We start from the raw sequence: 26,512 nt of genomic DNA on the forward strand, positions 1-26,512 counted from the left end.
AGCCCACCCGGCACGTGTCTGGATGATTCTGGCGCGTGCCGATTTTACTGTTAGCGTGAATCACTCACCTTCCTCTGTCGCCTGAAAAAAGCCGTTTAAAAAAACAGCCATGCCGACTAAAGTGGGCCTTCCCTCACTTACCAGTGGCCATACTATGTTTAGCAAAACGTATCAGGTTGACGAAAAGCATATCGATTTTCAGGGCGTTGTAGACGGACTTTACTATCCCTTCTATATGGAATGGACACGCCACGCGTTTATGAAAGAGCACCTTGGCGTGGATCTGGAAGCGGAGTTTGCCGAAGGCCGTATCCATATGCTGCTTGAATATACGCTTCGCTTTAAAAAGAGCCTGAAAAAAGGCGATGAGATGCAGGTGACCTGCGCACTCGCGGCAAACGAAAAGCGTAACCGCGTTAATTTCGTCCAGCAAATTTTGGTTGATAACGTTGTTTATGCTGAGGCGGTTTTCACCGGCACCTGTCTGGAAAAAGGGCGTCCTGTTATTCCGGCTTTTTTACGTAGTGCGATACCTGACGCCGGAAACTAACGCGCCGGCTTTCCGGCTGATTACCGCGACGCTCGATCACGACATTCTCATCATGTTGAGATCGAGACGTCCTCTCCTGTGTCGATGTACCTGCCTTGCCCACCACCTGTAACGTGACGCATCTCACTGTGCGCTCACCGTGGCTGAAATGTGACCTAAATATGACATGCGCAATGCCGATAACCGAAGTAGACCCGAGCCGATCGACTTCCCCTTAACCGGGTCGCTGTCTCTCCACTACGCGGTCATCACCTTTCGAGCTTATTACAGCGATATCTGGAGAGATCTATGTTTTCCCTTATGCGTTTACTTCGCGGCAAAAACGCGCGGAGCGCCTCGGATGATCAGAATAATATCCAGGCCATCCAGGCCATCCAGGCCTGTAGCGGCTGGATTGAATTCACGCCCGAGGGCATTATTCTCACGGCTAACCCGGCGTTCCTTGCCGTAACAGGCTACCAGCTCAGTGAGATCACCGGTCAGCACCATCGGCTGTTCTGTAAGCCTGATTTTGTGCGCTCCCGTGAATATGCCCTGTTTTGGGAAACCCTGGCCTCAGGCCAGTCATTCAGCGGCATTTTCGAACGCTACCGCAAAGACAACAGCCTGCTCTACTTAAGCGCTAACTATTTTCCCGTGAAAGATAAACACGGCACGGTCAAAAAAATTATCAAAATCGCTAACGACATTACCGATCGGCATGAAGAACTCACGCATAAAGAAGCGATTATTACGGCGCTGAACAACACCATGGCCATGATTGAATTTACGCCACAGGGCGAGGTCATTAATGCCAATAAAAACTTCCTTACGCTGATGGAGTACGATCTGGCCGCTATTCAGGGCAAACATCACCGTCTGTTCTGTTTTGACGCGTTCTATAAAGAAAACCCGGACTTCTGGCACAGAATTCAACAGGGGCGCGCGTTCACCGGGCGCTTCGAACGGGTAACAGCATCAGGAAAACGCGTCTGGCTTGAGGCCAACTACAACCCGGTGAAAGATGCCTCGGGACACGTTTATAAAGTGATTAAGCTGGCGTCGGATATTACCGAACGTGTCGTCACGGCGCAGGATGTGGCGGATATCGCCATGACCACGTCTGAAAAAACGTCACACATCACCGTGAATGCCAATGATGTTCTCAGTCAGACGGTGCGTAACGCCGAATCGATGGCCTCGCAGGTCGCTGCGGCAGCGGGAATCAGCGACAAACTGAATTACTCAGCCAAAGACATCAAAGAGATTGTCTCAACCATCCATAACATTGCCGGACAAACCAATATCCTGGCGCTCAATGCTGCGATTGAAGCCGCACGGGCAGGCGAAGCAGGACGCGGTTTTGCCGTGGTGGCAGAAGAAGTCAGACGTCTTGCTGCTTCTACCTCACAGGCGACGCAGAAAATCAGCAAGGTGGTCGAAGAAAATGCCAGCCTGATTGGCGATATGCACCAGCAACTCGACGGCATTAACAGCTTTCTCACCACAGAAAACGACAAAATCACGCATCTGTCCGACAACATTCAGGAAATTTTCAGCGGCGTAAACGAATTCGTAACGGTGATTCATCGACTGAAGGTCTGAGGGCACAGGCAGCATTGATGCGATTAACGGCACTGCATACGGTTTTATTGTCAGGGTTACGCCCCACACACGGGCGCGTCATTGTTTGACGCGTCAGCCTTTTCTGCTGCCACCAGCCTGTCAACGCCGCCGTGTGGTGATGCAGCGCCTGGGTATCACAGCGGCGACATGCCTGCCCGACAGAAAATCCGGCTCATCGCCATCGCAGGCGCGTTCTCGGGTGTGCATGAAAACGCCTGGCGACGCCATTGCCATCGGCTTCGCTCTCGCTGATTCGCGCTTTCCTGTCATAAAAACGTCCCTACACTGCAACAAGCCCTAAACACTTTATGTTGACTGTATAACCCCTCCTGATGTCTTCTTTTACCTCGTTTGACAAACTCTGGTTAACAATCTTATCCGGGCTGTAGCGGTTGCCGCTGACATCTGCCCGGAAAAGCCCCCGCTCATCCTGCTTTTTTTTTATCTGCCGTCCTGTCTGGCAGCGGGAAGCAATCCGCCACATGGCTGCTGTTTTTCTGCTTTCGCCATCTTTTCACTGTTACAGGCAGTCTGTCAGAAGACGTAGCTCGTTATCTGTATGCACTGACAGCCACTGTGATAAGCTTCAATTTTTTTAATACATTTCTAAATATGAACCGGCCTGTGCCGATAAGTTAAATGACCCGGGCCGGACGCTCTACTTTCCATCAGACAGCAAACTCTCCGCCACGAGGCCCGACGCTTTACGCCCCCTTTAACTGAATCAGATGGAGAGAAGTATGTTAGCCCTGACACGTTTTATACCTGGTAAAGCTTCACTGGGGTTAGCGGACGACCAGACCAATACACAGGCGATCAAAGCCAACATCGGCTGGATTGAATTTACGCCCGACGGTCGCATCATTACGGCAAACACGCCTTTCCTCGAACTGACAGGCTACACGCTAAATGAGATCGCCGGTCAGCACCATCGCCTGTTCTGCGATGATGAATTTGTGCACTCCAGCGACTATACGCACTTTTGGCAAACACTCGGCTCAGGTCACTCGTTCAGCGGTATCTTTGAGCGGTTTCGTAAAAATCACAGCCGGCTGTATTTGAGCGCCACCTATTTCCCTGTGAAAGATCGCCACGGTGCGGTGAAAAAAATCATAAAAATTGCCAACGACATTACGCATAAACATGAAGCGTTAAAGCATAAAGAAGCCATCATTACCGCGTTGAATAACTCCATGGCCATGATTGAGTTTACACCGCAGGGTGAGGTCATTGACGCCAATAACAATTTTCTGAAATTAATGGGCTATCAGCTTGAGGCCATTCAAGGTAAACATCATCGCATATTTTGCTTTGATGAATTTTATAAGGAGCAGCCTGATTTTTGGCAAAAGATTCAGCAGGGGCGTGCTTTCACAGGGCGTTTTGAACGTGTGACAGCGTCTGGAAAACGCGTCTGGCTGGAGGCCAGCTATAACCCTGTCAAAGATGCCTCCGGGCATGTTTATAAGGTTATTAAACTGGCGTCTGATATCACCGACCGCGTAGAGAATGCCAAACGGATCGCTGACATTGCCGTCACAACGTCGGAAGAGACGTCGCAAATCACCTTTAATGCCAATGATGTCCTGGGTGAGACCATCCGCAATGCGGAATCCATGTCGTTACAGGTGGGTGCGGCAGCAGACATTGGCGACAGACTCAATCATTCTTCCATGGACATAAAAGAAATTGTTTCGACGATCAACACCATCGCCGGACAAACCAATATTCTGGCGTTAAACGCGGCGATTGAGGCCGCGCGGGCAGGCGAAGCGGGACGTGGGTTTGCCGTGGTGGCCGAGGAAGTCCGGCGACTGGCGGCTTCGACGTCGCAGGCAACGCTTAAAATCACGAAAGTTGTGGAAGAAAATACCGCGCTCATTGAAAACATGTCCCGGCAGCTTGATGAAATCAGACGCTTTCTTACGACTGAAAACGATAAGATCAGCAACCTCTCGCGCAGTTTCCAGGAGATCAATCGCGGGGTGAACGAATTCGTGACGGTCATCCACCGGCTCAATGTGTAAGCATGAAAACGTCATGCCAGCGGCGTAACGCTGGCTTTTTCTTTCTCAGACGAGCAGAAAAAAGCGCGCAGATGAACAAGCCACGACGACGCTGCATCGGGCGTTATGAAGCGTGCTGCAAGCGCCATTGCGGCCCGCTTAGTCATAACAGATATTCCTCTTTCGCTCGTTGTACATCTTCAGTCATTTTTTAGTCACAGATCTTCACTAAGCTCCCCGGTTGAGAAGCGCCCTGAGCGGATCACCGTGCAGGATGACGTCGGGTTCTTTGTTTCTGCGCATGCGCGTTATTGTCCCCTTATCACAGCCCCCCTGCCTGTTAAGCCCGTTCAGGCATGAGAACAGCTTCTCAGGAATACAGCACGCGCAGATACGGGTGGCGTTGCGCGGGGGAACGGTCCCGTTACCGACCTTGTCGGAACCGGCTAAATGCAGAGGTTATTCGATGACAACACGGAGAAGGCTGTTGAAAGGTACGATTGCCACCCTGGGCGGTCTGGCCGCTTCCCTCGCCATCGGTGCGGAACACCGCCCCAACGACGTGGGTCGTAAGTTTGACGCAGATGGCCGGGTTCTTCCCTTTAAAGGAAACACGATTATCTGCCATCTGCCGCAGCAAGGTGACGGCTCAGAACCCTTTGATGCCCTGCTTGATGTCTATCGTGAATTACCCGGCGAAAGCTGGTCAAGGAAGGTTACCGCACTGCCGCCCTCCAGTTATCACATGACTGTTTTCGGCGGAGCCAACGACAAGGCAAGACGCTATCCCTTATGGCCTGCCGGGCTGCCGCTGGACATGCCCATGGACGAGTGCGACCGGATTCTGGCTGAACGCCTGCGGACATATAAACTGGGTGAGGATGCCTCGCCTTACCGCATGCGCGTCAATCCGGAGGCGCCGTCTGCGCGTGAAACCCCGTTAACGCTGCGCCTGCTAACGGCGGATGCGGAGACAGAGACGCGGTTGCGCCGTTTACGCGATCGGCTGTCCGAGGTCACTGGCATTCGCGAACCAGACCACGATCGCTACCAGTTTCATATCACGCTGGGATATCAGGTTGCGCCGTTGACCGACGACGAAGACGCCGCCTGGCGACGTTCACTGGCGAACTGGAAAACGATGATCGCGCAGCGCGCGCCAGTTATTACGCTCGGTAATCCCGAGTACTGCCTGCTGAATGATATGTTTGCCTTCAAGCGACAGTTTTATCTGACCTGATCCGCCTCACTGTGCAGCGCGACGCCTCTGCTTCGCGCCTTTGTTTTGATTCCTGACTTTACGCGCCAGCCACGGTTTACCGGTGGTGGCTGAAACGTTTACAGCTTTCGCGTTTATGCCGATAAAAAGATGACATAACAGCATTAATAAGCATTTTAAATGTGAGCAACATCCCACTAACACGCTTAATCCTGCCTGATTTTCCAGCAGGTGAGAGAAATCACGTTTCCGCGTAGCCCAAATCAGTAAATTCCTCTCACTAATGAAAAAACGATTCAGCCAGAGAGGTAAACGATGAAGACGAAACTCGCACTGACGGTGCTGGCCGTAATGATTTCGGGTTCGGTATCTGCAAAAACCTGGGTGCTGACGAGTGCTGAACAAAGCACCGACAAAGGAAACTGGCAGATAAACAGCAGCGAGCTGAACATTCAGGGCAAACCGTTCAGCATTGAGCAGAAAGTGTTGCATGGCGGCAAGCAGGAAGGCAGTAAGCTTCTGGTCATCCGCAGTCAGGATGGCCTGACTATTACGCTTATTCCGACACGCGGTATGAACCTGCTCCGAGTAGAGGGATTCGGCACCCGCCTGGGCTGGGATTCCCCCGTTAAAGAGGTGGTAAACCCGGCGTTCATCAATCTTGAAAGCCGCAATGGCCTGGGCTGGCTGGAAGGATTCAACGAAATGATGGTGCGTTGTGGCTACGAATGGACCGGCCATCCGGTGAACGACAAAGGCCGTATCTACACGCTGCATGGCAAAGCCGGAAACACGCCGGTCTCGCAGCTTGAAGTCGAGGTGGCGGATGCGGCCCCGCATGAAATCCGTATTCGCGGTTTGATCAAAGAGAGCACGTTTAAGAAAGCCGATTTGCAGACGTGGACGGAATTGCGTTATGTGCCGGGCAGCAACCAGTTCAGCCTGCACGACGTGCTGACCAACCATTCCGATTACCCGCACGATTACGAGATCATCTATCACAGCAACTTCAGTACGCCCATTCTGGAAGAAGGTGCTCGCTTTATAGCCCCGATGTCGGGCATCAGCCCGTTCAATGACTATGCCAAAGCGGGGCTGAAAAACTGGCAGACCTATCAAGGCCCAACCAAAGACTTCGATGAAATGGTGTTTAACATCAAACCGCTGTCCGACAAGGATCATCAGACGGTCGCCGCCGTGGTTAATAAAGCGGGCAACAAAGGCGCGTCCATTCAGTTTGATACTCAGCAGTTACCGCTGCTGACCTTGTGGAAAAATACCGACACGCTTAAACAAGGCTATGTCACCGGGATTGAGCCCGGCACCAACTATGCCTATCCGGTCACGATTGAACGGGAGCAGAAGCGCGTGAAACAGCTGGCACCGGGCGCGAGTGCAACCTTTGATCTGACCTACACGCTGTTGCACAACAGCGATCAGGTCAATGCGGTAGAGAAGCGGATTAAAGCGATTCAGGGCGACACCAAAATCGAGGAAAATTCGACGCCGATCGCGAATGAATAAGCGCGGTTTACTGCCACAAAAGCGGTAAGGTTTCGCTGTTCATCACAGAGCCGGGGGCAACCCCGGCCAGTTGATATTAACGCGAACAGCGTGGACAGGTTTTTTATTACGCCGCTGAACGCAATATGGCGTTACGCTGAAAACTGGCCGGGATTATCCAGCTCGTCCAGCTTCTTCTCCACCAGCCACTGAAACGTTTTACCATCCGGTTGTGAATAGAGCGTCTTTTTCACCGTTGACAGTGCAACCCACTTTTGGGCGATGGTCATTTTTCTGACCTCCGCCAGCGGCAGCCCCTGACTCTCGCTAATCACGCGGTTGACGGCCTGTTCCGCGCTGATATCGGTCCAGTTGTGGTTACGTTTCAGCGCCTCGCCGAACCACAGCAGACGAAAACTCTGGTGACGTTCGATAAGCCCTTTCATCGCACTGACGCGCTGCCAGAACGTTTTACTGAGGGTATCAATGACATCCTCAGGAAAGAAAGAATCCATGGTGGTTCTCCTTTGCAGATGAATGTTCAGGTCAGTATGTGCACTGTTTTCTGTTTTATCGGCAAACTTCCGACTGAGTGACAGTGACGTATGGCAGGAATGATAAGCGCGTCACAGGCTAAAAACGCGCGTTTTTACAGCCTTTTACGTCCTTTACACTACCTAACGAGTGATGTCATGGTGATCACGGCGCGGCGTAGTCCACTGGTGAGCGAGCGGTCAGCCATCGAAGGCTGCGCCATAACCTTCAGGCGCTTCACATCATTTTCCTGCGGGTATTTCAGCAATTCACCTGGCGGTTTTATCAGAAACGACGCGCCTGCGGTGGCAGTCACCCGGTTGCAGTTTGTTTCCCTGGGAGGAACGCACATCCAAAAGCTGAACCGGCTTACCCTGTTCGTTATCAAGCAGGACAGAATAGGTTTCCCCTTGGTCAAACATATAACGCTCTCCCCATTGCCGCATCGCTACAACAATGGGGAAAACGGAACGCCCCTTTTCCGTCAGGACGTATTCCCTGTAGGCGCTGCCATCCGATGCTGGCAATATGTCGAACACGCCGATATCGACCAGATGTTTCAGACGTGAGGCCAGTATGTTTTTGGCAAGCCCCAGATTTTTTTGAAACTCGCTGAATCTCCGCACATCATCAAATGCCTCGCGGATAATCATCATGCACCAGCGCTCACCAATCGATTCCAGCGTCCGCGCAACGGGACATTCGCTGGTTCTGAGCGATTCCTGTTTTGCCATCGGTGTTCTCCCTGTCAGTCTGTCCACTGATGTAAGCTTAATTCCCACATTTAATAGTTGCAAAAAAAAACCACTCTTGTTACTTCTATAAGTAATCTAGTTTTAAAAAAAAACCAGAATAAAGGCATCTTATGGTAGATAAGGCAAGTACGTGCCGCGATGACGGGACTAAAACTGCATCGCCCGGTGTCACTGCGCTGAGTTCAGGAATGACGATACTATTTTCATTGACCTGTGCACTGGCGGTAGCCAATGTGTATTCTGCGCAACCGTTACTCCATTCGATGGCGACAAGCCTGAAAGTCTCACCCGCTATGATCGGCAGCGTTGTCACTGCCACACAGGCGGGCTATGCCATCGGCCTGCTGTTTCTGGTGCCGCTCGGGGACTGGATGAATCCTAAACGCATAGTGATGACGCAGTTGCTATTGTCCGTCGTGGCGTTAGTCGTGGCGGGGTTATCACGCAGTGTCACGATTCTGCTCTGCGCCGTGCTGATGATTGGCCTGATGGCCGTGGTGGTGCAGCTTATCGTGGCGTGGGCAGCGAGACTGGCGACGCCACAGAAACGAGGCCAGGCGATTGGCACCCTGACCAGCGGAATTGTTACAGGCATTCTGTTATCCCGTTTTATCTCAGGCGCCATTGCCGATATCGCCGGCTGGCGGGCCGTTTATCTCACCTCTGCCTGCCTGATGTTGCTGATTGCCTGTTTCGTCTGGAAAGTGATGCCATCGCCCCCGCCACTGCCCTGTAAGCCAAGTTACCTTTCCCTGCTGAAGTCGGTTTTTCGGTTGTTTATTACGGAACCTCAACTGCGAAAACGTGGAATGATTGCGCTGCTGATCTTCGCGGCTTTCAGCATGCTATGGACAACCATGGTAATGCCACTTACGGCACTTTCCCTGCCACATACCCAGACAGGGATGTTTGGCTTAGCCGGAATTGCTGGCGTGCTCGCGGCATCACGCGCGGGCAAGTGGGCTGACAGAGGATTTGCCCAACGCACAACAGGGTTAGCGCTGGCGCTATTGACGTTCTCATGGCTGCCCGTCGCGTATGTCGAAACCTCTTTGTGCTGGCTGGTGGCGGGCATCATCGCGCTGGACTTTGCGGTGCAGGCCGTTCATGTCACCAATCAGAGTCTCATCATTGCCGCCAGACCCGCAGCAGCAAGCCGTCTGGTCGGTGCTTACATGTGTTTTTATTCGGTGGGCAGCGCAGCAGGCGCCCTCATTGCAACGCAACTGTACGCCTACTGGGGATGGCAGGCCGTCTGCCTTGCCGGTGCCTCGGTCAGCGTGTGTGCTTTTCTTATCTGGTCAGGATCCCGTCAATCATGAAATATCCGCATCTTCTGCTCGCCATCCTGGTTACCGCAATCTGGGGTGTAAACTTTTCCGTCATTAAACTTGGCCTGCACACTATCGATCCCTTCACACTGGCAGCCATTCGCTTCACGCTGAGTGCCCTGCCTGCCCTGTTTTTCATCAAAAAGCCCGATGTGCCATGGTGTTACCTCATCGGTTATGGCCTGATTTTTGGCATCGGTCTGTGGGGGCTGGTCAATCTGGGAATCAAAACAGGCTTGTCTGCCGGGATAGCATCGCTTGTGCTGCAGTTCAGCGCTTTTTTTACCTTATTGCTGGGCAGCCTAATATTTCGGGAGCGCCTCAGTCGCTATCAAATCACCGGTTTTGTTATCGCCTGTGCGGGTTTACTAAGCATCGTGTTTGTCACGGATGGCTCGGTTACACTGAGTGGCATGTTGCTGGTCATGGCCGGTGCGCTTGCCTGGAGCATCGCTAACATCATTATTAAAAAGGCAGGCACAAAACAGGTATTCGCCTTTCTGGTATGGTCGAGCGCGTTTTCGCCACTACCGCTTTTTGGGCTGGACTGGCTGGTTAACGGCAGCAACGGCTTTACAGAGATGTTTAGCCACATGGACAACCGCGCGTTGCTGTCTGTTTTATTCCAGGTCTATCCCAATACCCTTTTCGGTTACTGGATATGGAATTCGTTACTCAAGCAGTATCCTGTTTCCACAGTAGCACCGCTTTCACTACTGGTGCCGGTCTTCGGGATTTTAGGTTCCATGATGATATTCGGCGAGCACATCTCACCGCAAAAAATGCTTGCTCTGCTGTTGATTATTATCGGGCTGACGGTGGGGTTATATGGTCAACGACTCGTCCAGCGTGTTCAGTTGCTGCCGCGCAAACGCTAAAAACATCTCCAGCGCGGCGCTGCGGGGCCGACCAGAAGGCACCTGCAGTTGCAGATTGCGCTGGCTCAGTTGATCGATGTCGACAGATCGCATCACCAGTCCATGCGCTTCGGCTTCCTGTAGCACGCTGAAGGCACTACAGATGGTCATGGCCAACGGCGTACGCAGCAGAAACTGGAATAAGGTAGAGAAATTATCGCAGGTCACCACCGGCTCAATCAGGTTGCCACTCATATGGCTCGCCAGCTCAAACAGCTGACGCACGGTGGTATTCTGCTGGGGCAGTGCCAGCGGATAGGGACTGATATCACGCAATGTCACCTGCGGCGCGCTGGCGAGTGGGTGGCTCTGATGCATCACTAACAACACCGGCGCAGGCCAGGAGCCGATAATTTCCACGCCCGTTTCGGCATGAAGACTGAACTGCAGCGCCAGGTCGCACTCGCCGCTGCGTATTCGTTCGGACACGCCCTGCGGGCTGGCGACATTAATGTCAAAGAGGATGCCGGGATTCGTCTCGCGAAAGTCGGCAATCATGCGCGGCAGCAACGTAAAGGCCAGCCCGTCGGTACAGGCCAGCCGAATCAGCGTGCGCCGCACGGCTTTCAGCCCTTTGATCTCGGCCAGCGCATAGTCCATATCCAGCATGTTCTTGCGCACATGGTGGGCAAAAATCTCCCCGGCTTCATTCAGTACCATCCCGCGAGCGTGACGTTCAAACAGCGGAACGCCCACCTGGGTCTCCAGCCGCTGAATCTGACGGCTGATAGCCGACACCGCAATAAACAACTGTTCGCTCGCCGCACTTAACGAGCCCGTATTCGCCACGGCGAGAAAATAGCGGATTTCATTACTGATCATGCGCGCCTCATGCTGGTGCATGCCTCGAAAACGGGCAGGTTAGCTTTGCTTTAAAAGCAAATCTTACTCGATAAATTGATAATTGTGGCAAAGCAGCGTTTCGGAAATGATGGGAAAACATAATACGCATAAAAGATACGCAAATATGACAGCGCAAAACGCCATACAACAGGCCACCGCCTGGTTCGACAGTGGGGAATTTCAACGCATTCTGGCGCGTCGCGTGGCGCAGCGCACCGAGAGCCAGCGCCAGGATCGCGACGGCGAGTTGCATCACTATTTACACGATGAGATTGGGCCGCAGCTGCGCGCGCTGGGCTTTACTCTGCACTTTATTGAGAACGCCGAAGCAGCCCACCGTCCCTTTCTGGTGGCGGTACGCATTGAAGATCCCGCCCTACCCACCCTGCTGAGCTATGGTCATGGCGATGTGGTGTTTGGCGATGACGAAAACTGGCGCGCAGGGTTAACGCCCTGGGAGCTTGTTGAAGAAGACGACCGCTGGTATGCCCGCGGCAGTGCGGATAACAAAGGTCAGCACTGCGTTAACCTGGCCGCGCTGGAACAGGTGTTTCAGGCGCGCGGCGGCAGGCTGGGTTTCAACTGCAAGCTGCTGTTCGAGATGGGCGAAGAGATCAGCTCGCCAGGTTTGGCACAGCTGTGCCAGCAGCACGGCGATCTGCTCAAAGCCGACCTGTTTGTCGCCTCAGACGGTCCACGCCTGAACGCGGTGCAGCCGACCCTGTTCCTGGGCTCGCGCGGCGCCGTCAATTTTCGCCTTACCATCACGGCTCGCGACAACGCCTATCACTCCGGCAACTGGGGTGGCCTGTTGAGTAACCCCGGCACGCAACTGGCCAATGCCATTGCCTCGCTGGTGAATGCTCAGGGCGTGCTTCAGGTGGCGGCGCTGAAACCCAGCTCACTCACTCAGCAGGTACGCGATATTCTCCGTCAGATTCACGTCGGCGGCATGCCTGGCGATCCCGAGATTGACAGAGACTGGGGCGAACCGGCACTTACCCCCACAGAACGCCTGTATGGCTGGAACACGCTGGAGGTGCTGTCTTTTCTCACCGGCAATCCTGCCCGCCCCATGAACGCCATTCCGGGCGAGGCGACCGCGGTATGTCAGCTGCGGTTTGTGGTCGGCACCGACTGGGAAAATCTGGCGCAGCACGTCAGGAAACACCTTTCACAGCACGGCTTTGACAACGTGAACGTCGAGTTTATGCGCGGATCGCCTGCCACGCGGCTGGATCCCACCGATCCGTTAGTCGACTGGGTGCTGACCAGCATGGCCGAAACCAGCGGCAAAACGCCGGCACTGCTGCCGAACCTGGGCGGTTCACTGCCTAATGAGGTGTTCTCCGACATTCTCGGCCTGCCCACGTTGTGGGTGCCGCACTCTTATCCCGCCTGCGGTCAGCACGGCGTGAACGAGCATATGCTGAAGTCAATTGCGCGCGAAGGCCTGCAGATCATGACCCGACTGCTGTGGGATTTGGGCGAACAAGGCCGCGAACTGGTCGCGAAGCATCGTCACCATGCCGGAGGTGCCGCATGAGCACACTTAATACCACCGCATCTCTGCACGCGAATAAACCCAGCCTGCACAAAACCCTGTTTGCCACCTGCATCGGTAATGCGCTGGAGTGGTTTGATATTGCGGTTTACGGCTTCTTTGCCAGCTATATCGCCCATGCGTTTTTCCCGACCCGCGATCCGTCCGTGTCGATATTGCTTACGTTCGGCAGTTTCGGTGTGTCTTTCCTGATCCGGCCGCTGGGCGCGATTGTGCTGGGCAACTATGCTGACCGCCATGGTCGCAAAAAGGCGCTACTGCTCTCCATCAATCTGATGATGCTGGGCGGTGCCGTGATTACGTTTATGCCGGGTTACGACAGTATTGGGTTGATGGCCCCTGTACTTATCCTGCTGGCGCGGCTGGTTCAGGGTTTTTCTGCCGGCGGCGAATTTGGCAGCTCGACGGCGTTCCTGGTGGAGCATTTTCCCGAGCGCAAAGCCTTTATCGCCAGCTGGCAGTTTGCCACTCAGGGGGCCAGTACGCTGATGGCATCCGCGTTTGGTCTGGGATTAACGAAAATCCTGACGGAAAGCGAGATTCAGGACTGGGGCTGGCGCATTCCCTTTGCCTTTGGTCTGCTGATTGGCCCACTGGGAATTTATATCCGCCGCCATGTGCATGAACCTGCCAGCTTTGCCACACATCAACCTGATGTTGCCCCACTTAAACGCCTGTTTGGCCGCCAGAAAGAGCTCATATTGCTGGCGATTGGCCTGATGGTCATCTCCACGGCGGTTAACTACATGCTCAACTATGTACCGACTTATGCCACGCGCAATCTGCACCTGCCCGGCTCTGTGGCCTTTACCGCGACGTTAATGGCGGGTGTGATCCTGACCGTGGTGACGCCGGTTATGGGTCTGTGGGCAGAACGCATCGGCCGGGTTCCGTTGATGTGGGGCTCGCTGATTTTACTGATCGTCACCATCTATCCCGCCTTTAAGCTGGTCGTCAGTCACACCACGCCCATCACGCTTGTCGCGCTGGTCTGCTGGATGGCGTTGCTGAAATCGATCTACTTCTCAACCGTGCCGTCGGTCATGGCCGATCTGTTTCCGATGGGCACCCGCGCCAGCGGCATGGCGATCAGCTATAACATCGCAGTGACCGTATTTGGCGGATTTGCACCGCTGATCTGTTCGCTGTTAATCACGGCCACCGGCACCAGCCTGGCACCCGGCTATTACCTGATGGCCATGTCGGTGCTGAGCGGCCTGGCACTGCTGCGCAGCCAGAAGCGCGTGAAGTAGGAGAACAGGTGCACAGGGTTGTGCACCTGACGGATTTTACAAGGTGGCAGAAGTTTGGCTGTTAACGCTTCATTTGCTTCAATAACCCCAGCATCAGTCGGGCTGAGAAAGCTGACTGATTTTTCCTTTCTTTATACCTTGCTAAGAACCCCACCGATTGCTTTCAACAATATTCATCCCCACCCACTTTAGAATGTAACAGTCTTCATAAAACCCGGTAATGGCTCAATGTGTGGTCTGCCACCCCGAAAACGGAACGGTAGAAAAGACGCATTAATACTGTAAACAAGATTAACTTACTCACATGAGGCATCATCTTTATGCCGTCTGGCAAGCTGACGGTAATGAAAAATAATGATCCAGTCACGATAAAGAAGCTCTGTGAACCATCATATTCTGCTGCGTTCCAGCAGCAAGACTTACGGAGAACCCACTAACAATTAACACGCACCGTTTTTATTCCAGTGATGGAACGGCAGAACAATAAGGATGCGTTCACCAATACGAGCAAAGGTTATTACAGCGTTATTAAGAACAGCCCATATCGGAAGTATTTTTTAGCAGCATTAAAACTATCAGACCATGACTTTTCGCCTGGCCAGTGAGCCATCTTTCCTCCGCCTGAATATGCTGTTTGTCAGCGACCCGTTCGCCTTTTTCCTGTTGCGCGATTTGGCAGGGATCTGTGAATCATTTCAGATCGGCTTTAACTGTAAAATCTATCCCGTATTCTGTTTAACTCATCCCGGCTCTGTTAACCATTTTGATCTCGCTCAATGTTCTTACGCTTAATGTTGCCTACCCAGGCAGAAACCCGTTTTTTATTACGTGCAATCATGCAAACCTGCCATTATTCGGCCCTCCCTTGCTGAAGATGCAGTAGAAACACTGCGTAATTTACATTAAATACGGACAGACACACCATGCAGATCAAGTAGGTTTTACGTTAAAAATGAGGTGAATATGGATACGTTATATGACTATATTTTTGCGCCCGACATGGGTATTTACCCTGATACATCCGAAGATCTCTCTGAAAAACTCATTGCGCTATTAAATATCAGCACGCAACAGAAAAAAGGCATTTATTTCCCCGCAGGCGTCTACCTTTTCTCGCAGGATATCCAGCTCAAATCGTTTAACTCACTGAAAGGTGATGTTACCGGCACGGTATTTCGCGGTATCAACAACAAACGCGCCGTCATGTTTGGTGACGGTCAATATGGCAATACCGTCGCTAACCTGACAATAGAGAATATTATCTTTGAGAATGCGACGCTGTATTTTTACGGAAGAAAAACCGGCATTAATGTTAACTATAATGTTTTTATTAATACGGTGAGCGATACTAACGAGGCCCAGTTAACCTGCTCAACAAAGGCTTACCTGATTAAGGGCAATGTTTTTATGCGTGGCCGGGGTTATCCCGGCGTGGCGATAAATACCTATGGCAATTCGCCCGGCCTGATAATCGAGCAAAATTTTCTGGGTTCAATAACGGACATTTCTGTTGCTGAAGCGTGGATTGATGCAACCACAAAAGCGATGCTGCTGACGCTTATCGCATTACGCACACGGGGGATAATGACATTTGATGATGAGCAGGGACACTTTGTTGCCGGTTGGTACTCGACCAGCAATTTGAAAAAAGGGGTTTTCCGTAAAAATGTCTTTTCAGGTAGCACGACTCCCCGCTTGTATAATCCGGCCAGCGGTGAAAATGATATTGTCCGGGATCATGCTGTTTATATTAAAGCCTACGACCAGGTTGAAGTTGTTGAGAACTATTTTTCAGGCTGGCCTGCTGATGCGTCCGGTCAGTTGAAATTCCGTAATGCCCGAGGCCTCGTATTTGCCGGTAACTATCTAAAAAGTATCTCATTTGATGCACGTCCCTACGACGATTTAGCCGTTCAATGGCGCATCATGCAGGATACCTTTATATTCAATAATTATTTGAACGATGGAATGATTAGCTACTGGAGTAACATTTATGATACGCCAGAGAAACACATCACCGTTTCAAAGTATCTGGTGTTCTCTAATCTGTTTATTAATCGCAGCGAAGATTCTCAACTCATTGGCTCGCCTGGCCCTGGCGTCACCCTGTTCCCTGACGCTTTTCTTTGCGCGGAAAACCGCTTTGCCGACAGTGGAAAACGGGTGGTGGTAGCAGGCGTCATCGCAGAAATACCCCTGCCAGCGATCATCGACCTGTTACCTGACTATGCGTTGCCCTATCTGAATCTTCAGCCGATCATGCCAGCCGTGTAGCCTCTCGCTTCGCCCCGGTACCGTCCGGGGTTTATTATTAGCCTGGGCCAGGCTGGACAGCCTGATTTACGCAATTCGAATGGGGCAGCAGGCCGTAGCAGTAAACTGGATGTCAGTCCTTGCGTCTGGCAGGCGTCAGCGACGTGATCCCGTTAAGCTGATGATAACAGGCTTCCGGTAATAAGAGGTCTTTCTGCTCTGCTACCGGACTGCATACTTTTCGGCGAAGCGCATGACATAGGGAAGATCGAGGTGCTATCACCGCTCAGTCAGCCTTTTTATGGGCAGATGCCGTAACAGGCTGGCAAACGACATACGCCTTGTCCCTCGCCACGAAGAGGCTGTTTTGCACGTTTAGCCGTCCCGATAACTACAGCCTTGCCCCCAAACGCAAAAACCCCCGCCGAAGCGAGGGTTTCAAATTTTGGTGCCCGAACCCGGAATCGAACCAGGGACACGGGGATTTTCAATCCCCTGCTCTACCGACTGAGCTATTCGGGCAACGGGGCGCATTAAACCCTATGCAGGCCCCAGCGTCAAACGCTTTTCACAAAAATGAAATCAACTGCCGCCTTTTCCATCAACCGCAGCAACATTGACCGCCGGTCCCGGTGGCGCATAACTCGGGTACCGGATTTTCACGCTGTCTAACGCCGCCTGGCTGGCGGTTTTTCGCTGCTATTTTGCTTTATCCACGATTTATCGGCGCTCTTTTTACTAACTGTTTTTTTGCCATAAATCCGTCATCTGCGCTCATTACTCTTAAGATTATTCCTGGACAATCAAGAGCCGCATCATGCAGTTACCCGCCTCTGTGAATACTGTGGTTTCCGCCTCAAGTCGTTACGACGCGCGGGTGTTATGCATTGAGGTCCCTTTTGTCAGTCCGGAGACGGATAACCGTGCGGTGATGGCGCTGTTTGCCGAGCATAAAGATCTCATCGGTTTGCCCGTGGTAGAAAACGGCAAACCGTTTGGCATGATTAACCGCCACATCTTTTTGTCGCAGATGGCGCGGCCCTTCTTTCCCGAACTGTATGACCGTAAGAGCTGCATTGCCTTTATGGATAAGTTCCCGCTGGTGATCGACGTGGAAAACACGCTGGAAAGCGTGGCGCAGCAGGTGGTGGCCAATGGCGATAAGTCCGTCGCTGATGGCTTTATCCTGACGGAGAACGGGCACTATATTGGCATTGGTTTAGGGATCGATCTGATCCGCCGCGTCTCCGACTTACAGGCGCGCCAGCATCAGCAGATTTTACAAAGCATCGATTACGCGCGGGTGATTCAGGATGCAATGCTGGACCGATCCAACCAGCTAATCGCGACCCTGCTCGACGACTGGTGTCTGTACTGGCAGCCCAGGGACGGCGTGGGTGGCGATTATTACGCCTTTCACCGTCATAATAACGGCTGGCTGGCGGTCATTGCCGACTGTACAGGCCACGGCATCCCTGGTGCCTTTATGACGGTAATTTTGCAGTCTGCGCTGGAAAATGCGCTACGCGAGGCCGATCTGCAGGCGCCTGCCCGCATTCTGCATGCGCTTAACCACCATATTAAACAAACCCTGGGACAGTTAAATGCGTCTCAGCAAACCTCGCTCTCTAACGATGGCTGCGATGCCATCGTGCTGTCTGTCGATACCGAACTACATCAACTGCGTTGGGCCAGCGCCCGAACCCAGGCATTTATGCTCAGCAACATCAGTAACGAAATCATCGCGCTCAGCCAGGATCGCGTCGGCGTGGGGTATACCGATACGCCGGAGGATTATGACTGGCCGGAACAGAGCCTGGCATTTAATCGCGGCGATATGCTGTTTGTGCTGACGGACGGCGTCACCGATCAGCCGGGTGGCGAGCGCAATATTATGTTTGGCAATAAGCGTATTCAGTCACTGCTGATGCGCTATCAGCATTTGCCTATGGCGGAGTTATCGCTGGCGTTTCAGCAAGACTATTTAAGCTGGCAAGGTAACCAGGCGCGACGCGACGACGTCACCTGGTTTGGCTTTCGCTATTGATTGCACCGGGAAGAAAATGAAAAACGAATCACTCCGTGGTCTGCCGTTCAACACCGAATCGCAATCTGGTCTTATCGCGCTCCAGTACACCGGCTTTTTTTCGCCGCAAAACATCACAGCAATGGGTGAAGTGGTCAAACTGTTTCTGGAGAACCACGAGCAGTCACAGAAAGTGCGACGACGGCTGTTCTCCAGCTTTGTCGAGATCGCGCAAAACATCCTGCGCTACTCGCAGGACAGCCGGGCGCTGAGCCACAACGATCAGCTCTATCGTTTTGGATCGCTGAGCCTGCGCTATGATGGTGGGCGCTACTATCTGGAAAGTGCCAATCTGGTAGGCAGCGATGCCAGCGTTCAACTGCGTGGCGATCTGGACTCGTTACGGGTCATGAACGCAGACGAAATTAAACAAGCCTACCGCAGTCGGTTACGCGCAGAGAGTCCTGTCTGGAGCAAAGGCGCCAATATCGGCTTACTTACCCTTGCCCGCGACGTCAGTGAACCGCTGGAATACTGCTTCCAGCCACTGGAAGCCAGCGAGCTCTCTGCCTTTTGGCTAAAGGCGACAATCTGCCATGACTAAAGAATCCTCTATGCAAACCATTCATCTCACCGCCACCGAATGCACGCCCGCCGTGGAATTTGATTTTGCGGCCCAGCGATTTTCCCTGCGGGGCGAATCCTGGCCGGAAAATGCGGCCGCCTTTTATCGCCCGCTGCAAAGTGCACTGGAATCCTGGCAACCGCAGGCCAGCCAGCTGACTGAAGTCAATATCGACCTGAGCTATTTCAACAGCTCCAGCACCAAAATGCTGTTTGGGCTGTTCGATCAGTTCAACAGGCTGGCGCAGAACGGCTGTGAGATTGTGCTGAACTGGTTCTATGACGCTGAAGATGACGTGTCAGAAGAGTTTGGCGAGGAGCTGTCGCTGGATTTCACCGCCCTGACCGTCACATTACATGCGGAACAGCGCCAATGACGCACCTTAATGAGCTGTTTCTGGAAGAAACCCAGGCGCTGAACCATGCCAGCCATGTGGCGGCGCAGAGCTGTCTGCACGCCGAAGAGTACCGCCAGGCGCTGTCCGATCTTAATAACCACTATCAGCGGCTGATGCGCGAAACCTACCGGCTGATCTCGCGCAGCGATCGAGCCGAGCGTGAGTTAAACCGGGTGAATGAGCAGCTTATTGAGCTGACGAGAGAGCTGGAGTACAAAGCCACTCACGATCCGCTGACGAACGTCTGGAACCGCAGCGCCATTATTCAGCGCATCAGCGACACACTGACGCGAACCCCCGCCGCTCTGATCATTCTTGATATCGATTTTTTTAAACGGATTAACGACGAATATGGCCATCCCACCGGGGACAAAGTGATCTGCGAGCTGGTGCAACGTATCCAGCGAAACACACCGGACATTGCCAGCATCGGGCGCATTGGGGGGGAAGAGTTCACGATTATGCTGCCGGATACGTTCCTTGGGGAAGCGGTGATTGTCGCCGGGGCGATTCTCGCCTCACTGAACGCGTCTCCCCTGGATGCGTTGCCCGAGCGGCTGGTCACCGCCAGCCTGGGCGTGAGTTGGGGCGCGGCGGGCTCCCACTTCGAAGCGCTTTATACGCATGCTGACGCCGCACTCTATGATGCTAAAAAGCACGGACGTAACCGGGTATTTTTCCGCTAGCGGGCCGGACGCTGGGCAACCTCAACGGGCGGTGGCGTGGTGGGCGGCAGGAAAATATGATCGAGAAGCTGCCGCATTACCGGCGCGGCCAGCACGCCTTCGCTGCCCCCATTTTCCAGGATCAACGCCACAGCCACCTTAGGATCGTTAAAGGGGGCGAAGGCGGTATAAAACGTATGATCGCGCAGCCGCACCGGGATCATTTTGGCATTGTAGGTCTGATTTTGTTTCAGGCTGAATACCTGCGACGTTCCACTCTTGGCCGCAATGCCATAAGGCGCGGTGTGGAAATACTTGTAGCCTGTGCCATTCGGCGCGTTAGCCATGCCAAACATGGCGTGACGCACCAGCGACCAGTAAGGGGAATGCGGATCGCCAATCTGCGCCTGCGGCAGTTTCGGCTGGTAAAGCTGCACGTGGTTGCCAAGCTGCGATTTCTCCAGCAGATGCGGGGCAATGACTCTGCCATTGTTAATCAGCGCCACCAGCGCTTTCACCATCTGGATCGGCGTGGCAATCCAGTAGCCCTGACCAATGCCGACTGACACTGTATCGCCCTGATACCAGGGTTTCTTATGCACTTTCATCTTCCAGTCACGGCTGGGCAGCAGTCCGTTGTACTCTTCATTCAGATCGATGCCGGTGGACTGACCGTAGCCAAATTTACTGAGCATGGTGTGAATACGATCGATGCCCATCATAAACGCCACCTGATAGAAGAAGGTATCCGCCGACTCTTCGATCGCTTTAGTGACATCCAGCGTACCGTGACCGCTTTTTTTCCAGTCGCGATAGCGGCGGTCAGTACCGGGTAATGTCCAGGTGGGCCCGCCAAAAAAGGTGGTCTGTGGCGTAATGACGTGCGTGAGCAGCGCCGACATCGCCATATAGGGTTTTACCGTTGAGGCCGGCGGATACAGGCCCTGCGTGACACGGTTGATCAGCGGTAAATTTTTATCCTGCAGCAGCTTTTTGTACGCCTGATAGCTGATGCCCTTTACGAACGGATTGGGATCGTAGCTGGGGCTGGAAACCATCGCCAGCACCGAGCCGTCATGGGGATCTTCGACCAGTAACGCGGCGCGCTGCCCGACCAGCAGGCTTTCCGCGTACTGTTGCAGATGCAGATCCAGCGTCAGCGTAATGTTCTTTCCCGCCACCGGCGGCACTTCTTTCAGCACCCGGACAATGCGCCCGTGGTTATCCACTTCCACTTCCTGATAGCCGGGTTTGCCGTGCAGCAGGGATTCGTAATAGCCCTCAATCCCCTGCTTACCGATGTTATGGTCGGCAGCATAGTTTTCAGCGATGCCCTCTGCGTTCAGCCGCTTGTAGTCGTTATCGTTGATTTTGGAAACATAGCCGATCACATGCGCGAGATCGGCCCCATAGGGATATTCCCGGTCCTGATAGGTATCAATGCTGACGCCGGTAAAACGGAACTGGTTAACCGAAAAACGCGCCACCTCTTCGTCTGTGAGTTCCTCTTTGAGAATGACGGGCTTATAGCGGCTGGTCTGATGCAGATCGTGCTGAAAGCGCTCGATATCTTCCGGGGTCAGATCAACCAGTGGCGTCAGTTCTTGCAACAGCGCCTTCATGTCCTCCACTTTGTACGGGGTAACCGTGATGTCATACCAGGTCACGTTGCGCACCAGCGGGATCCCGTTGCGGTCAAAGATCAGTCCGCGCGTGGGCGCAATGGGGATCATTTTGATGTCATTCTCGTTCGAGCGCGTCTGATAATAGCTGTGGTCGCGGACCTGCAGGCGATACAGGTTAAAACCCAGGATGCTAAAGCACAGGCAAACCAGTACAAACGCCATAGCGGCACGGCGGACAAACAACTTCTCTTCAGCGTCGAAATCACGGAAATTCATCAGGCAGGTATTTTCTGTATGGCGTGTTGTTATTAATTGTTCGGCTTCATGATAGTGACATCAGCCCGTCGTGCCAGCGCGAAGATGCACAAGCCTGATGAAAAGTGTGTCATTTAGTGAGAATGTTGCGAAATGGAAAACGGGAGAGGATCATCCGGCCGCAGATGCGCAGCCGGATAAAGGGGCCGATCAGCCACCGTAGGGATTAATCACCCAGCAGCACCGACTCCAGCGCGATTTTAATCATGTCATTAAAGGTGGTCTGGCGTTCTGCGGCCGTGGTCTGCTCGTGGGTACGGATATGGTCAGACACGGTACAGATGGTCAGCGCTTTCGCGCCAAATTCAGCGGCTACGCCGTAGATGCCTGCGGCTTCCATTTCCACACCCAGAATGCCGTACTTCTCCATCACGTCGAACATCTGCGGATCGGGCGTATAGAACAGATCGGCCGAGAAGATGTTACCGACGCGCGCCTCGACGCCCAGGTTTTTGGCCGCATCCACCGCGTTGCGCACCATGTCGAAGTCCGCGATAGCGGCAAAGTCATGGTCTTTGAAGCGCATACGGTTCACTTTGGAATCGGTGGATGCCCCCATGCCGATCACGATGTCACGCAGTTTCACATCGGGACGCACCGCACCGCAGGAGCCCACGCGGATGATTTTCTTCACACCGAACTCGGTGATCAGCTCTTTCGCATAGATAGAGCAGGACGGAATGCCCATGCCGTGGCCCATAACAGAGATTTTGCGGCCTTTATAGGTGCCGGTGTAACCCAGCATGCCGCGCACGTTGTTGACCTCAACGGCATCGTCCAGAAAGGTTTCTGCGATGTGTTTCGCACGCAGCGGATCGCCCGGCATCAGTACGACGTCAGCGAAATCACCCATTTCTGCGTTAATGTGAGGAGTTGCCATGATTCTCTATCCTTTTTAAAAATTTCGCTGTTTTTACAGCATGTTCTTGCCGTAGTCCATGGGGGACAGGTCAAAATAGTGTGCAATCGTCTGGCCGATATCCGCGAAGGTATCGCGGTAACCCAGCGATCCCGGCTCGACCTTCGGGCCGTAAATTAAGATCGGAATATGCTCGCGCGTATGTTCCGTGCCTTGCCAGGTCGGATCGCAACCGTGGTCGGCGGTGAGGATCAAAATATCATCCTCTTTGACCAGCGCCATCAACTCTGGCAAGCGGCGATCGAACAGCTCCAGCCCGCCTGCATAGCCTGCCACATCGCGACGATGGCCCCAGGTAGAGTCGAAGTCTACGAAGTTGGTAAACACAATCGCCTGATCCGGCGCGGTTTTCATTTCCTGGATGGTGGCATCAAACAGCGCATCCAGTCCGGTGGCTTTGACTTTTTTGGTGATGCCCTGCTCCGCGTAGATGTCGGCAATTTTACCTACCGAAATCACATGACCGCCCTTCTCATCCACCAGCTTCTTCAGCATGGTAGGCGATGGTGGCTCCACGGCCAGATCGTGACGGTTACCGGTGCGCTCAAAGCTGCCGGCTTTGTCACCCACGAACGGGCGGGCAATCACGCGGCCAATGTTATAACCGCCTTCCGTCAGCTCCTCGCGCGCAATTTCACACAGCGCATACAGGCGATCTAAGCCGAAGGTTTCTTCATGGCAGGCAATCTGAAACACGGAATCCGCCGAGGTGTAAAAAATCGGCTTGCCCGAAGCCATGTGTTCTTCACCCAACTGGTCGAGAATAACCGTACCGGATGAGTGACAGTTACCGAGATAACCCGGCAACTCCGCCCGCTCAACCAGTTTATCCAGCAGCTCCTGCGGAAAGCTGTTCTCTTTATCGCTGAAGTAGCCCCAGTCGAACAGAACAGGCACACCGGCGATTTCCCAGTGGCCTGACGGCGTATCTTTACCGGATGAGCGTTCGCTGGCGTAAGCGTAAGCGCCTTTTATCTCAGCGTCAGGATCCAGTCCCGGCGGGAAACGCCCGGTAGAAAGCTCGGCCGCTTTGCCCAGACCTAACGCGGTCATATTCGGTAAGTGCAGCGGTCCTTTACGGCCCTGATCCGCTTTACCGTTAAAACAGGCTTCTGCGATATGACCTAACGTATCGGAACCTGCATCGCCGAATTTGTCGGCATCTTTGCTGGCGCCGATTCCAAAGGAATCCAGCACCATAATAAAAGCACGTTTCATGCCAGTCTCCTGCGCTAACGCGCGCGACAAGTCAAAAAAAAGCGATCAGATCAGTATACCCGAATCGTCTCCGGTATACAGTCTGTTATCCGCGTTATCCCGCTTCAGTCACACGGCGATAAACCACCGGTGTGGTCGCCGGGGCGCTGTCCCCCAGAGTGATGGCCGCTTTGACAGCGGCGGCGGCCTGCTGCCAGTGCGCTTCGCTGCTGGCATGAATAATCGCCAGCGGGCGTGAAGCGTCCACCCGCTCGCCCAGCGCGATCATGTCGCTTAAGCCCACGCTGTAATCAATGGCGTCACTGGCGCGCTGACGTCCACCGCCCATCGCAACCACCGCCATGCCTAACGCGCGGGTATCCATCTGCGTGACGTAACCTGCGCCATCGGCATAAACCGCTTTGCTCATCACAGGGGCTGTGAGGTAGCTGTCGTAGCGCTCAACGAAATCGGTTGGGCCACGTTGTGCTGCCACCATGCGGGCAAATACCTCTGCGGCTTTGCCGTTATCCAGCACGGCGAGAAGTTGTTCACGGGCGTCGGTTTCGTTAGCCGCCAGTTTGCCGGAAATCAGCATTTCGCTGCACAGGGCCAGCGTCACGTCCAGCAGGCGCGGATTGCGCTGCTCACCCGTCAGGAAGCGCACGGCTTCGCGCACTTCCAGGGCATTGCCCGCCGAGGAAGCCAGGACCTGATTCATATCTGTTAGCAGCGCCGTGGTACGGCAGCCCGCGCCATTCGCCACGCCCACAATGGCCTGCGCCAGACTCTCAGAGGCTTCCCAGGTCGGCATAAAGGCGCCGGAGCCGACTTTGACATCCATCACCAGCGCATCCAGGCCTTCGGCCAGTTTTTTTGCCAGGATCGAAGCGGTAATCAGCGGAATGGAATCCACGGTGGCGGTGATATCGCGGGTCGCGTAAAAACGTTTATCCGCCGGTGCCAGCGAGTTAGTTTGCCCGATGATGGCCACACCAACCTGCTTGATGGTCTGGCGGAAATGGTCATCGCTGGGGAAAATGTCAAAACCGGGAATCGCCTCCAGCTTATCCAGCGTACCGCCGGTATGGCCCAGTCCGCGTCCGGAGATCATCGGGATATAGCCGCCACAGGCCGCCACCATGGGTCCGAGCATCAGCGAGGTCACATCGCCCACGCCGCCCGTGGAGTGCTTGCCGACCACCGGCCCGTTCAGATTCAGTGAAGCCCAGTTCAGGACGGTGCCGGAATCCCGCATCGCCATGGTCAGCGCAACGCGCTCCGGCAGTGACATATCGTGGAAATAGATGGTCATTGCCAGTGCGGCAATTTGCCCTTCGGACACGCTGTTATCGCGCACCCCGTTGATGAAGAAACGAATTTCGTCTTCAGTCAGCGCCTGGCCGTCACGTTTTTTTCGGATGATTTCTTGTGCGAGGTACAATGTCGCCCCCTTACGTCAGGGAAAGAGGAGAAGAGGCGGCCGTGAGCCGCCCGGATGAATCAGTAACCCGACTTGCTGGTGTCGCTGCTGTGCCCAAGCGTGTTGAGCAGATTTGCCAGCAGGCTGGAGGCACCAAAACGGAAATGGCGGGCATCGGCCCAGTCGGCACCCAGCGTGTCATCCGCCAGCTGCAGATAGACAGCGGCATCTTCAGCGGTGCGAACGCCGCCTGCCGGTTTGAAGCCAACCTGCGCTTTCACACCTTTGTCGCGGATGACGCTCATCATGATCTGCGCCACTTCCGGCGTGGCGTTGACCGGCACTTTACCAGTTGAGGTTTTGATGAAGTCAGCCCCGGCATCAATCGCAATTTCAGAGGCCTGACGAATCAGCGCTTCCTGCTTCAGTTCGCCGGTTTCGATAATAACCTTCAGTAAAACGCCGGCTTCCGCACAGGCGGTTTTGCAGGCCTTGACCAGATCAAAGCCGACCTGCGCATTGCCTGCCATCAGCGCGCGATAAGGGAAAACCACATCCACTTCATCAGCGCCGTAAGCGATGGCGGCACGGGTTTCGGCCAGCGCAATCTCAATATCGTCATTGCCATGAGGGAAGTTGGTTACGGTGGCAATGCGCACGTCAGGCGTACCCTGCTCACGCAGCGTTTTACGCGCCACGGGAATGAAACGCGGATAAATACAGATGGCAGCGGTGTTACCCACCGGAGATTTCGCCTGATGACAGAGCGCGATCACTTTCTCGTCGGTGTCATCCTCGTTCAGCGTGGTTAAATCCATCAGTTTCAGGGCGCGCAGGGCCTGCTGTTTAATATCGGTCATGGTGATCTCCAGAACATCGGGTAAACGTTCGCCCACCCTTGAATGTGATAATATTAACAATGATAACGGCCATTTTGTGTGCACCAAATCACATAAAAGTATGAAACGGCTGCAAACACTCAGCGAA

Annotated in this window: 23 protein-coding genes and 1 tRNA gene; 14 read left to right on the top strand and 10 right to left on the bottom strand. The window is 53.8% G+C overall.

The features are described 5' to 3' along the window. The first annotated feature begins 154 nt into the window (after positions 1 to 154). The 3 genes from G5574_RS09870 to G5574_RS09880 all read left to right on the top strand — a co-directional run bounded on the left by G5574_RS09870 (position 155) and on the right by G5574_RS09880 (position 4,182). On the top strand, positions 155 to 550 hold the full coding sequence (locus G5574_RS09870; RefSeq protein ID WP_006118258.1) for an acyl-CoA thioesterase: 396 nt from the start codon (positions 155 to 157) through the stop codon (positions 548 to 550). A 288-nt stretch (positions 551 to 838) separates the two neighbouring features. After that, positions 839 to 2,134, top strand: a complete 1,296-nt coding sequence (locus G5574_RS09875) for a methyl-accepting chemotaxis protein (RefSeq protein ID WP_039342283.1) — start codon at positions 839 to 841, stop codon at positions 2,132 to 2,134. A gap of 761 nt (positions 2,135 to 2,895) precedes the next feature. After that, positions 2,896 to 4,182, top strand: coding sequence for a methyl-accepting chemotaxis protein (locus G5574_RS09880; protein ID WP_110268380.1), 1,287 nt, complete (start codon positions 2,896 to 2,898; stop codon positions 4,180 to 4,182). Between the two features lie 11 nt (positions 4,183 to 4,193). Here the strand turns inward: G5574_RS09880 and G5574_RS23875 are convergent, their stop codons facing one another. Next, positions 4,194 to 4,328: a hypothetical protein gene (locus tag G5574_RS23875; RefSeq protein ID WP_263757544.1), complete on the bottom strand. Its 135-nt coding sequence runs from the start codon at positions 4,326 to 4,328 to the stop codon at positions 4,194 to 4,196. A gap of 320 nt (positions 4,329 to 4,648) precedes the next feature. Here G5574_RS23875 and G5574_RS09885 point away from each other — a divergent pair, with 320 nt between their 5' ends. Both G5574_RS09885 and G5574_RS09890 read left to right on the top strand, forming a co-directional pair. Next, positions 4,649 to 5,401: a DUF1868 domain-containing protein gene (locus G5574_RS09885; protein WP_226374735.1), complete on the top strand. Its 753-nt coding sequence runs from the start codon at positions 4,649 to 4,651 to the stop codon at positions 5,399 to 5,401. Positions 5,402 to 5,695: 294 nt separating this feature from the next. After that, positions 5,696 to 6,904 (top strand): aldose 1-epimerase family protein, encoded by a 1,209-nt coding sequence (locus tag G5574_RS09890; RefSeq protein WP_164482552.1) that lies wholly within the window; start codon positions 5,696 to 5,698, stop codon positions 6,902 to 6,904. Positions 6,905 to 7,035: 131 nt separating this feature from the next. On the opposite strand, the gene G5574_RS09895 is transcribed toward G5574_RS09890, so the two are convergent. Beyond that, positions 7,036 to 7,398: a hypothetical protein gene (locus tag G5574_RS09895; protein WP_164482553.1), complete on the bottom strand. Its 363-nt coding sequence runs from the start codon at positions 7,396 to 7,398 to the stop codon at positions 7,036 to 7,038. A gap of 288 nt (positions 7,399 to 7,686) precedes the next feature. Next, on the bottom strand, positions 7,687 to 8,151 hold the full coding sequence (locus G5574_RS09900; RefSeq protein ID WP_164482554.1) for a winged helix-turn-helix transcriptional regulator: 465 nt from the start codon (positions 8,149 to 8,151) through the stop codon (positions 7,687 to 7,689). Between the two features lie 209 nt (positions 8,152 to 8,360). Between G5574_RS09900 and G5574_RS09905 the strand changes: the two genes are divergently transcribed. Beyond that, the gene (locus tag G5574_RS09905) at positions 8,361 to 9,494 is read left to right on the top strand and encodes an MFS transporter (protein ID WP_164482555.1); all 1,134 of its coding nucleotides are present in this window, start codon (positions 8,361 to 8,363) and stop codon (positions 9,492 to 9,494) included. After that, positions 9,491 to 10,381, top strand: coding sequence for an EamA family transporter (locus tag G5574_RS09910; protein ID WP_164482556.1), 891 nt, complete (start codon positions 9,491 to 9,493; stop codon positions 10,379 to 10,381). Before G5574_RS09905 ends, G5574_RS09910 begins: the two co-directional genes overlap by 4 nt. On the opposite strand, the gene G5574_RS09915 is transcribed toward G5574_RS09910, so the two are convergent. Then, complete coding sequence (locus G5574_RS09915; protein WP_164482557.1) at positions 10,328 to 11,242, bottom strand: LysR family transcriptional regulator; 915 nt, start codon at positions 11,240 to 11,242, stop codon at positions 10,328 to 10,330. The genes G5574_RS09910 and G5574_RS09915 overlap by 54 nt on opposite strands. 145 nt (positions 11,243 to 11,387) lie before the next feature. On the opposite strand from G5574_RS09915, the gene G5574_RS09920 reads away from it, so the two are divergent. The 3 genes from G5574_RS09920 to G5574_RS09930 all read left to right on the top strand — a co-directional run bounded on the left by G5574_RS09920 (position 11,388) and on the right by G5574_RS09930 (position 16,354). Then, positions 11,388 to 12,809: a M20 family metallopeptidase gene (locus tag G5574_RS09920; protein ID WP_164482558.1), complete on the top strand. Its 1,422-nt coding sequence runs from the start codon at positions 11,388 to 11,390 to the stop codon at positions 12,807 to 12,809. Next, a complete protein-coding gene (locus G5574_RS09925; protein ID WP_164482559.1) occupies positions 12,806 to 14,080 on the top strand; it encodes an MFS transporter in 1,275 nt (424 codons plus the stop codon). The genes G5574_RS09920 and G5574_RS09925 overlap by 4 nt, the downstream gene beginning before the upstream one ends. A gap of 963 nt (positions 14,081 to 15,043) precedes the next feature. Beyond that, positions 15,044 to 16,354 (top strand): glycosyl hydrolase family 28-related protein, encoded by a 1,311-nt coding sequence (locus G5574_RS09930; protein WP_164482560.1) that lies wholly within the window; start codon positions 15,044 to 15,046, stop codon positions 16,352 to 16,354. Positions 16,355 to 16,779: 425 nt separating this feature from the next. Here the strand turns inward: G5574_RS09930 and G5574_RS09935 are convergent. Next, positions 16,780 to 16,855 (bottom strand) — tRNA-Phe (locus G5574_RS09935). Between the two features lie 295 nt (positions 16,856 to 17,150). Here G5574_RS09935 and G5574_RS09940 point away from each other — a divergent pair. From G5574_RS09940 to G5574_RS09955, 4 genes are read left to right on the top strand one after another with little or no spacing between them, the layout of a single operon-like run. Further along, positions 17,151 to 18,380, top strand: a complete 1,230-nt coding sequence (locus G5574_RS09940) for a SpoIIE family protein phosphatase (RefSeq protein ID WP_006118246.1) — start codon at positions 17,151 to 17,153, stop codon at positions 18,378 to 18,380. Positions 18,381 to 18,396: 16 nt separating this feature from the next. Beyond that, positions 18,397 to 18,963, top strand: coding sequence for a SiaB family protein kinase (locus G5574_RS09945; protein WP_006118245.1), 567 nt, complete (start codon positions 18,397 to 18,399; stop codon positions 18,961 to 18,963). Next, positions 18,956 to 19,360: a DUF1987 domain-containing protein gene (locus tag G5574_RS09950; RefSeq protein ID WP_033739731.1), complete on the top strand. Its 405-nt coding sequence runs from the start codon at positions 18,956 to 18,958 to the stop codon at positions 19,358 to 19,360. The genes G5574_RS09945 and G5574_RS09950 overlap by 8 nt, the downstream gene beginning before the upstream one ends. After that, positions 19,357 to 20,067, top strand: coding sequence for a GGDEF domain-containing protein (locus G5574_RS09955; protein WP_033739733.1), 711 nt, complete (start codon positions 19,357 to 19,359; stop codon positions 20,065 to 20,067). The genes G5574_RS09950 and G5574_RS09955 overlap by 4 nt, the downstream gene beginning before the upstream one ends. Here the strand turns inward: G5574_RS09955 and mrdA are convergent. From mrdA to deoC, 5 genes are all read right to left on the bottom strand, one after another. Continuing rightward, entirely contained in the window at positions 20,064 to 21,947 is a 1,884-nt protein-coding gene (gene mrdA / locus G5574_RS09960) for a penicillin-binding protein 2 (protein ID WP_039342248.1), read from the bottom strand. The genes G5574_RS09955 and mrdA overlap by 4 nt on opposite strands. A gap of 205 nt (positions 21,948 to 22,152) precedes the next feature. Then, the gene (gene deoD, locus G5574_RS09965; RefSeq protein WP_054633162.1) at positions 22,153 to 22,866 is read right to left on the bottom strand and encodes a purine-nucleoside phosphorylase; all 714 of its coding nucleotides are present in this window, start codon (positions 22,864 to 22,866) and stop codon (positions 22,153 to 22,155) included. A 33-nt stretch (positions 22,867 to 22,899) separates the two neighbouring features. After that, entirely contained in the window at positions 22,900 to 24,123 is a 1,224-nt protein-coding gene (deoB, locus tag G5574_RS09970) for a phosphopentomutase (protein WP_110268390.1), read from the bottom strand. A gap of 94 nt (positions 24,124 to 24,217) precedes the next feature. Further along, positions 24,218 to 25,546, bottom strand: coding sequence for a thymidine phosphorylase (deoA, locus tag G5574_RS09975; RefSeq protein WP_164482561.1), 1,329 nt, complete (start codon positions 25,544 to 25,546; stop codon positions 24,218 to 24,220). A 59-nt stretch (positions 25,547 to 25,605) separates the two neighbouring features. Next, the gene (gene deoC, locus G5574_RS09980) at positions 25,606 to 26,385 is read right to left on the bottom strand and encodes a deoxyribose-phosphate aldolase (protein WP_033739743.1); all 780 of its coding nucleotides are present in this window, start codon (positions 26,383 to 26,385) and stop codon (positions 25,606 to 25,608) included. Positions 26,386 to 26,512 lie beyond the last annotated feature (127 nt).

The organism is Pantoea stewartii, from assembly GCF_011044475.1.
In the GTDB taxonomy this organism is placed as follows: domain Bacteria; phylum Pseudomonadota; class Gammaproteobacteria; order Enterobacterales; family Enterobacteriaceae; genus Pantoea; species Pantoea stewartii.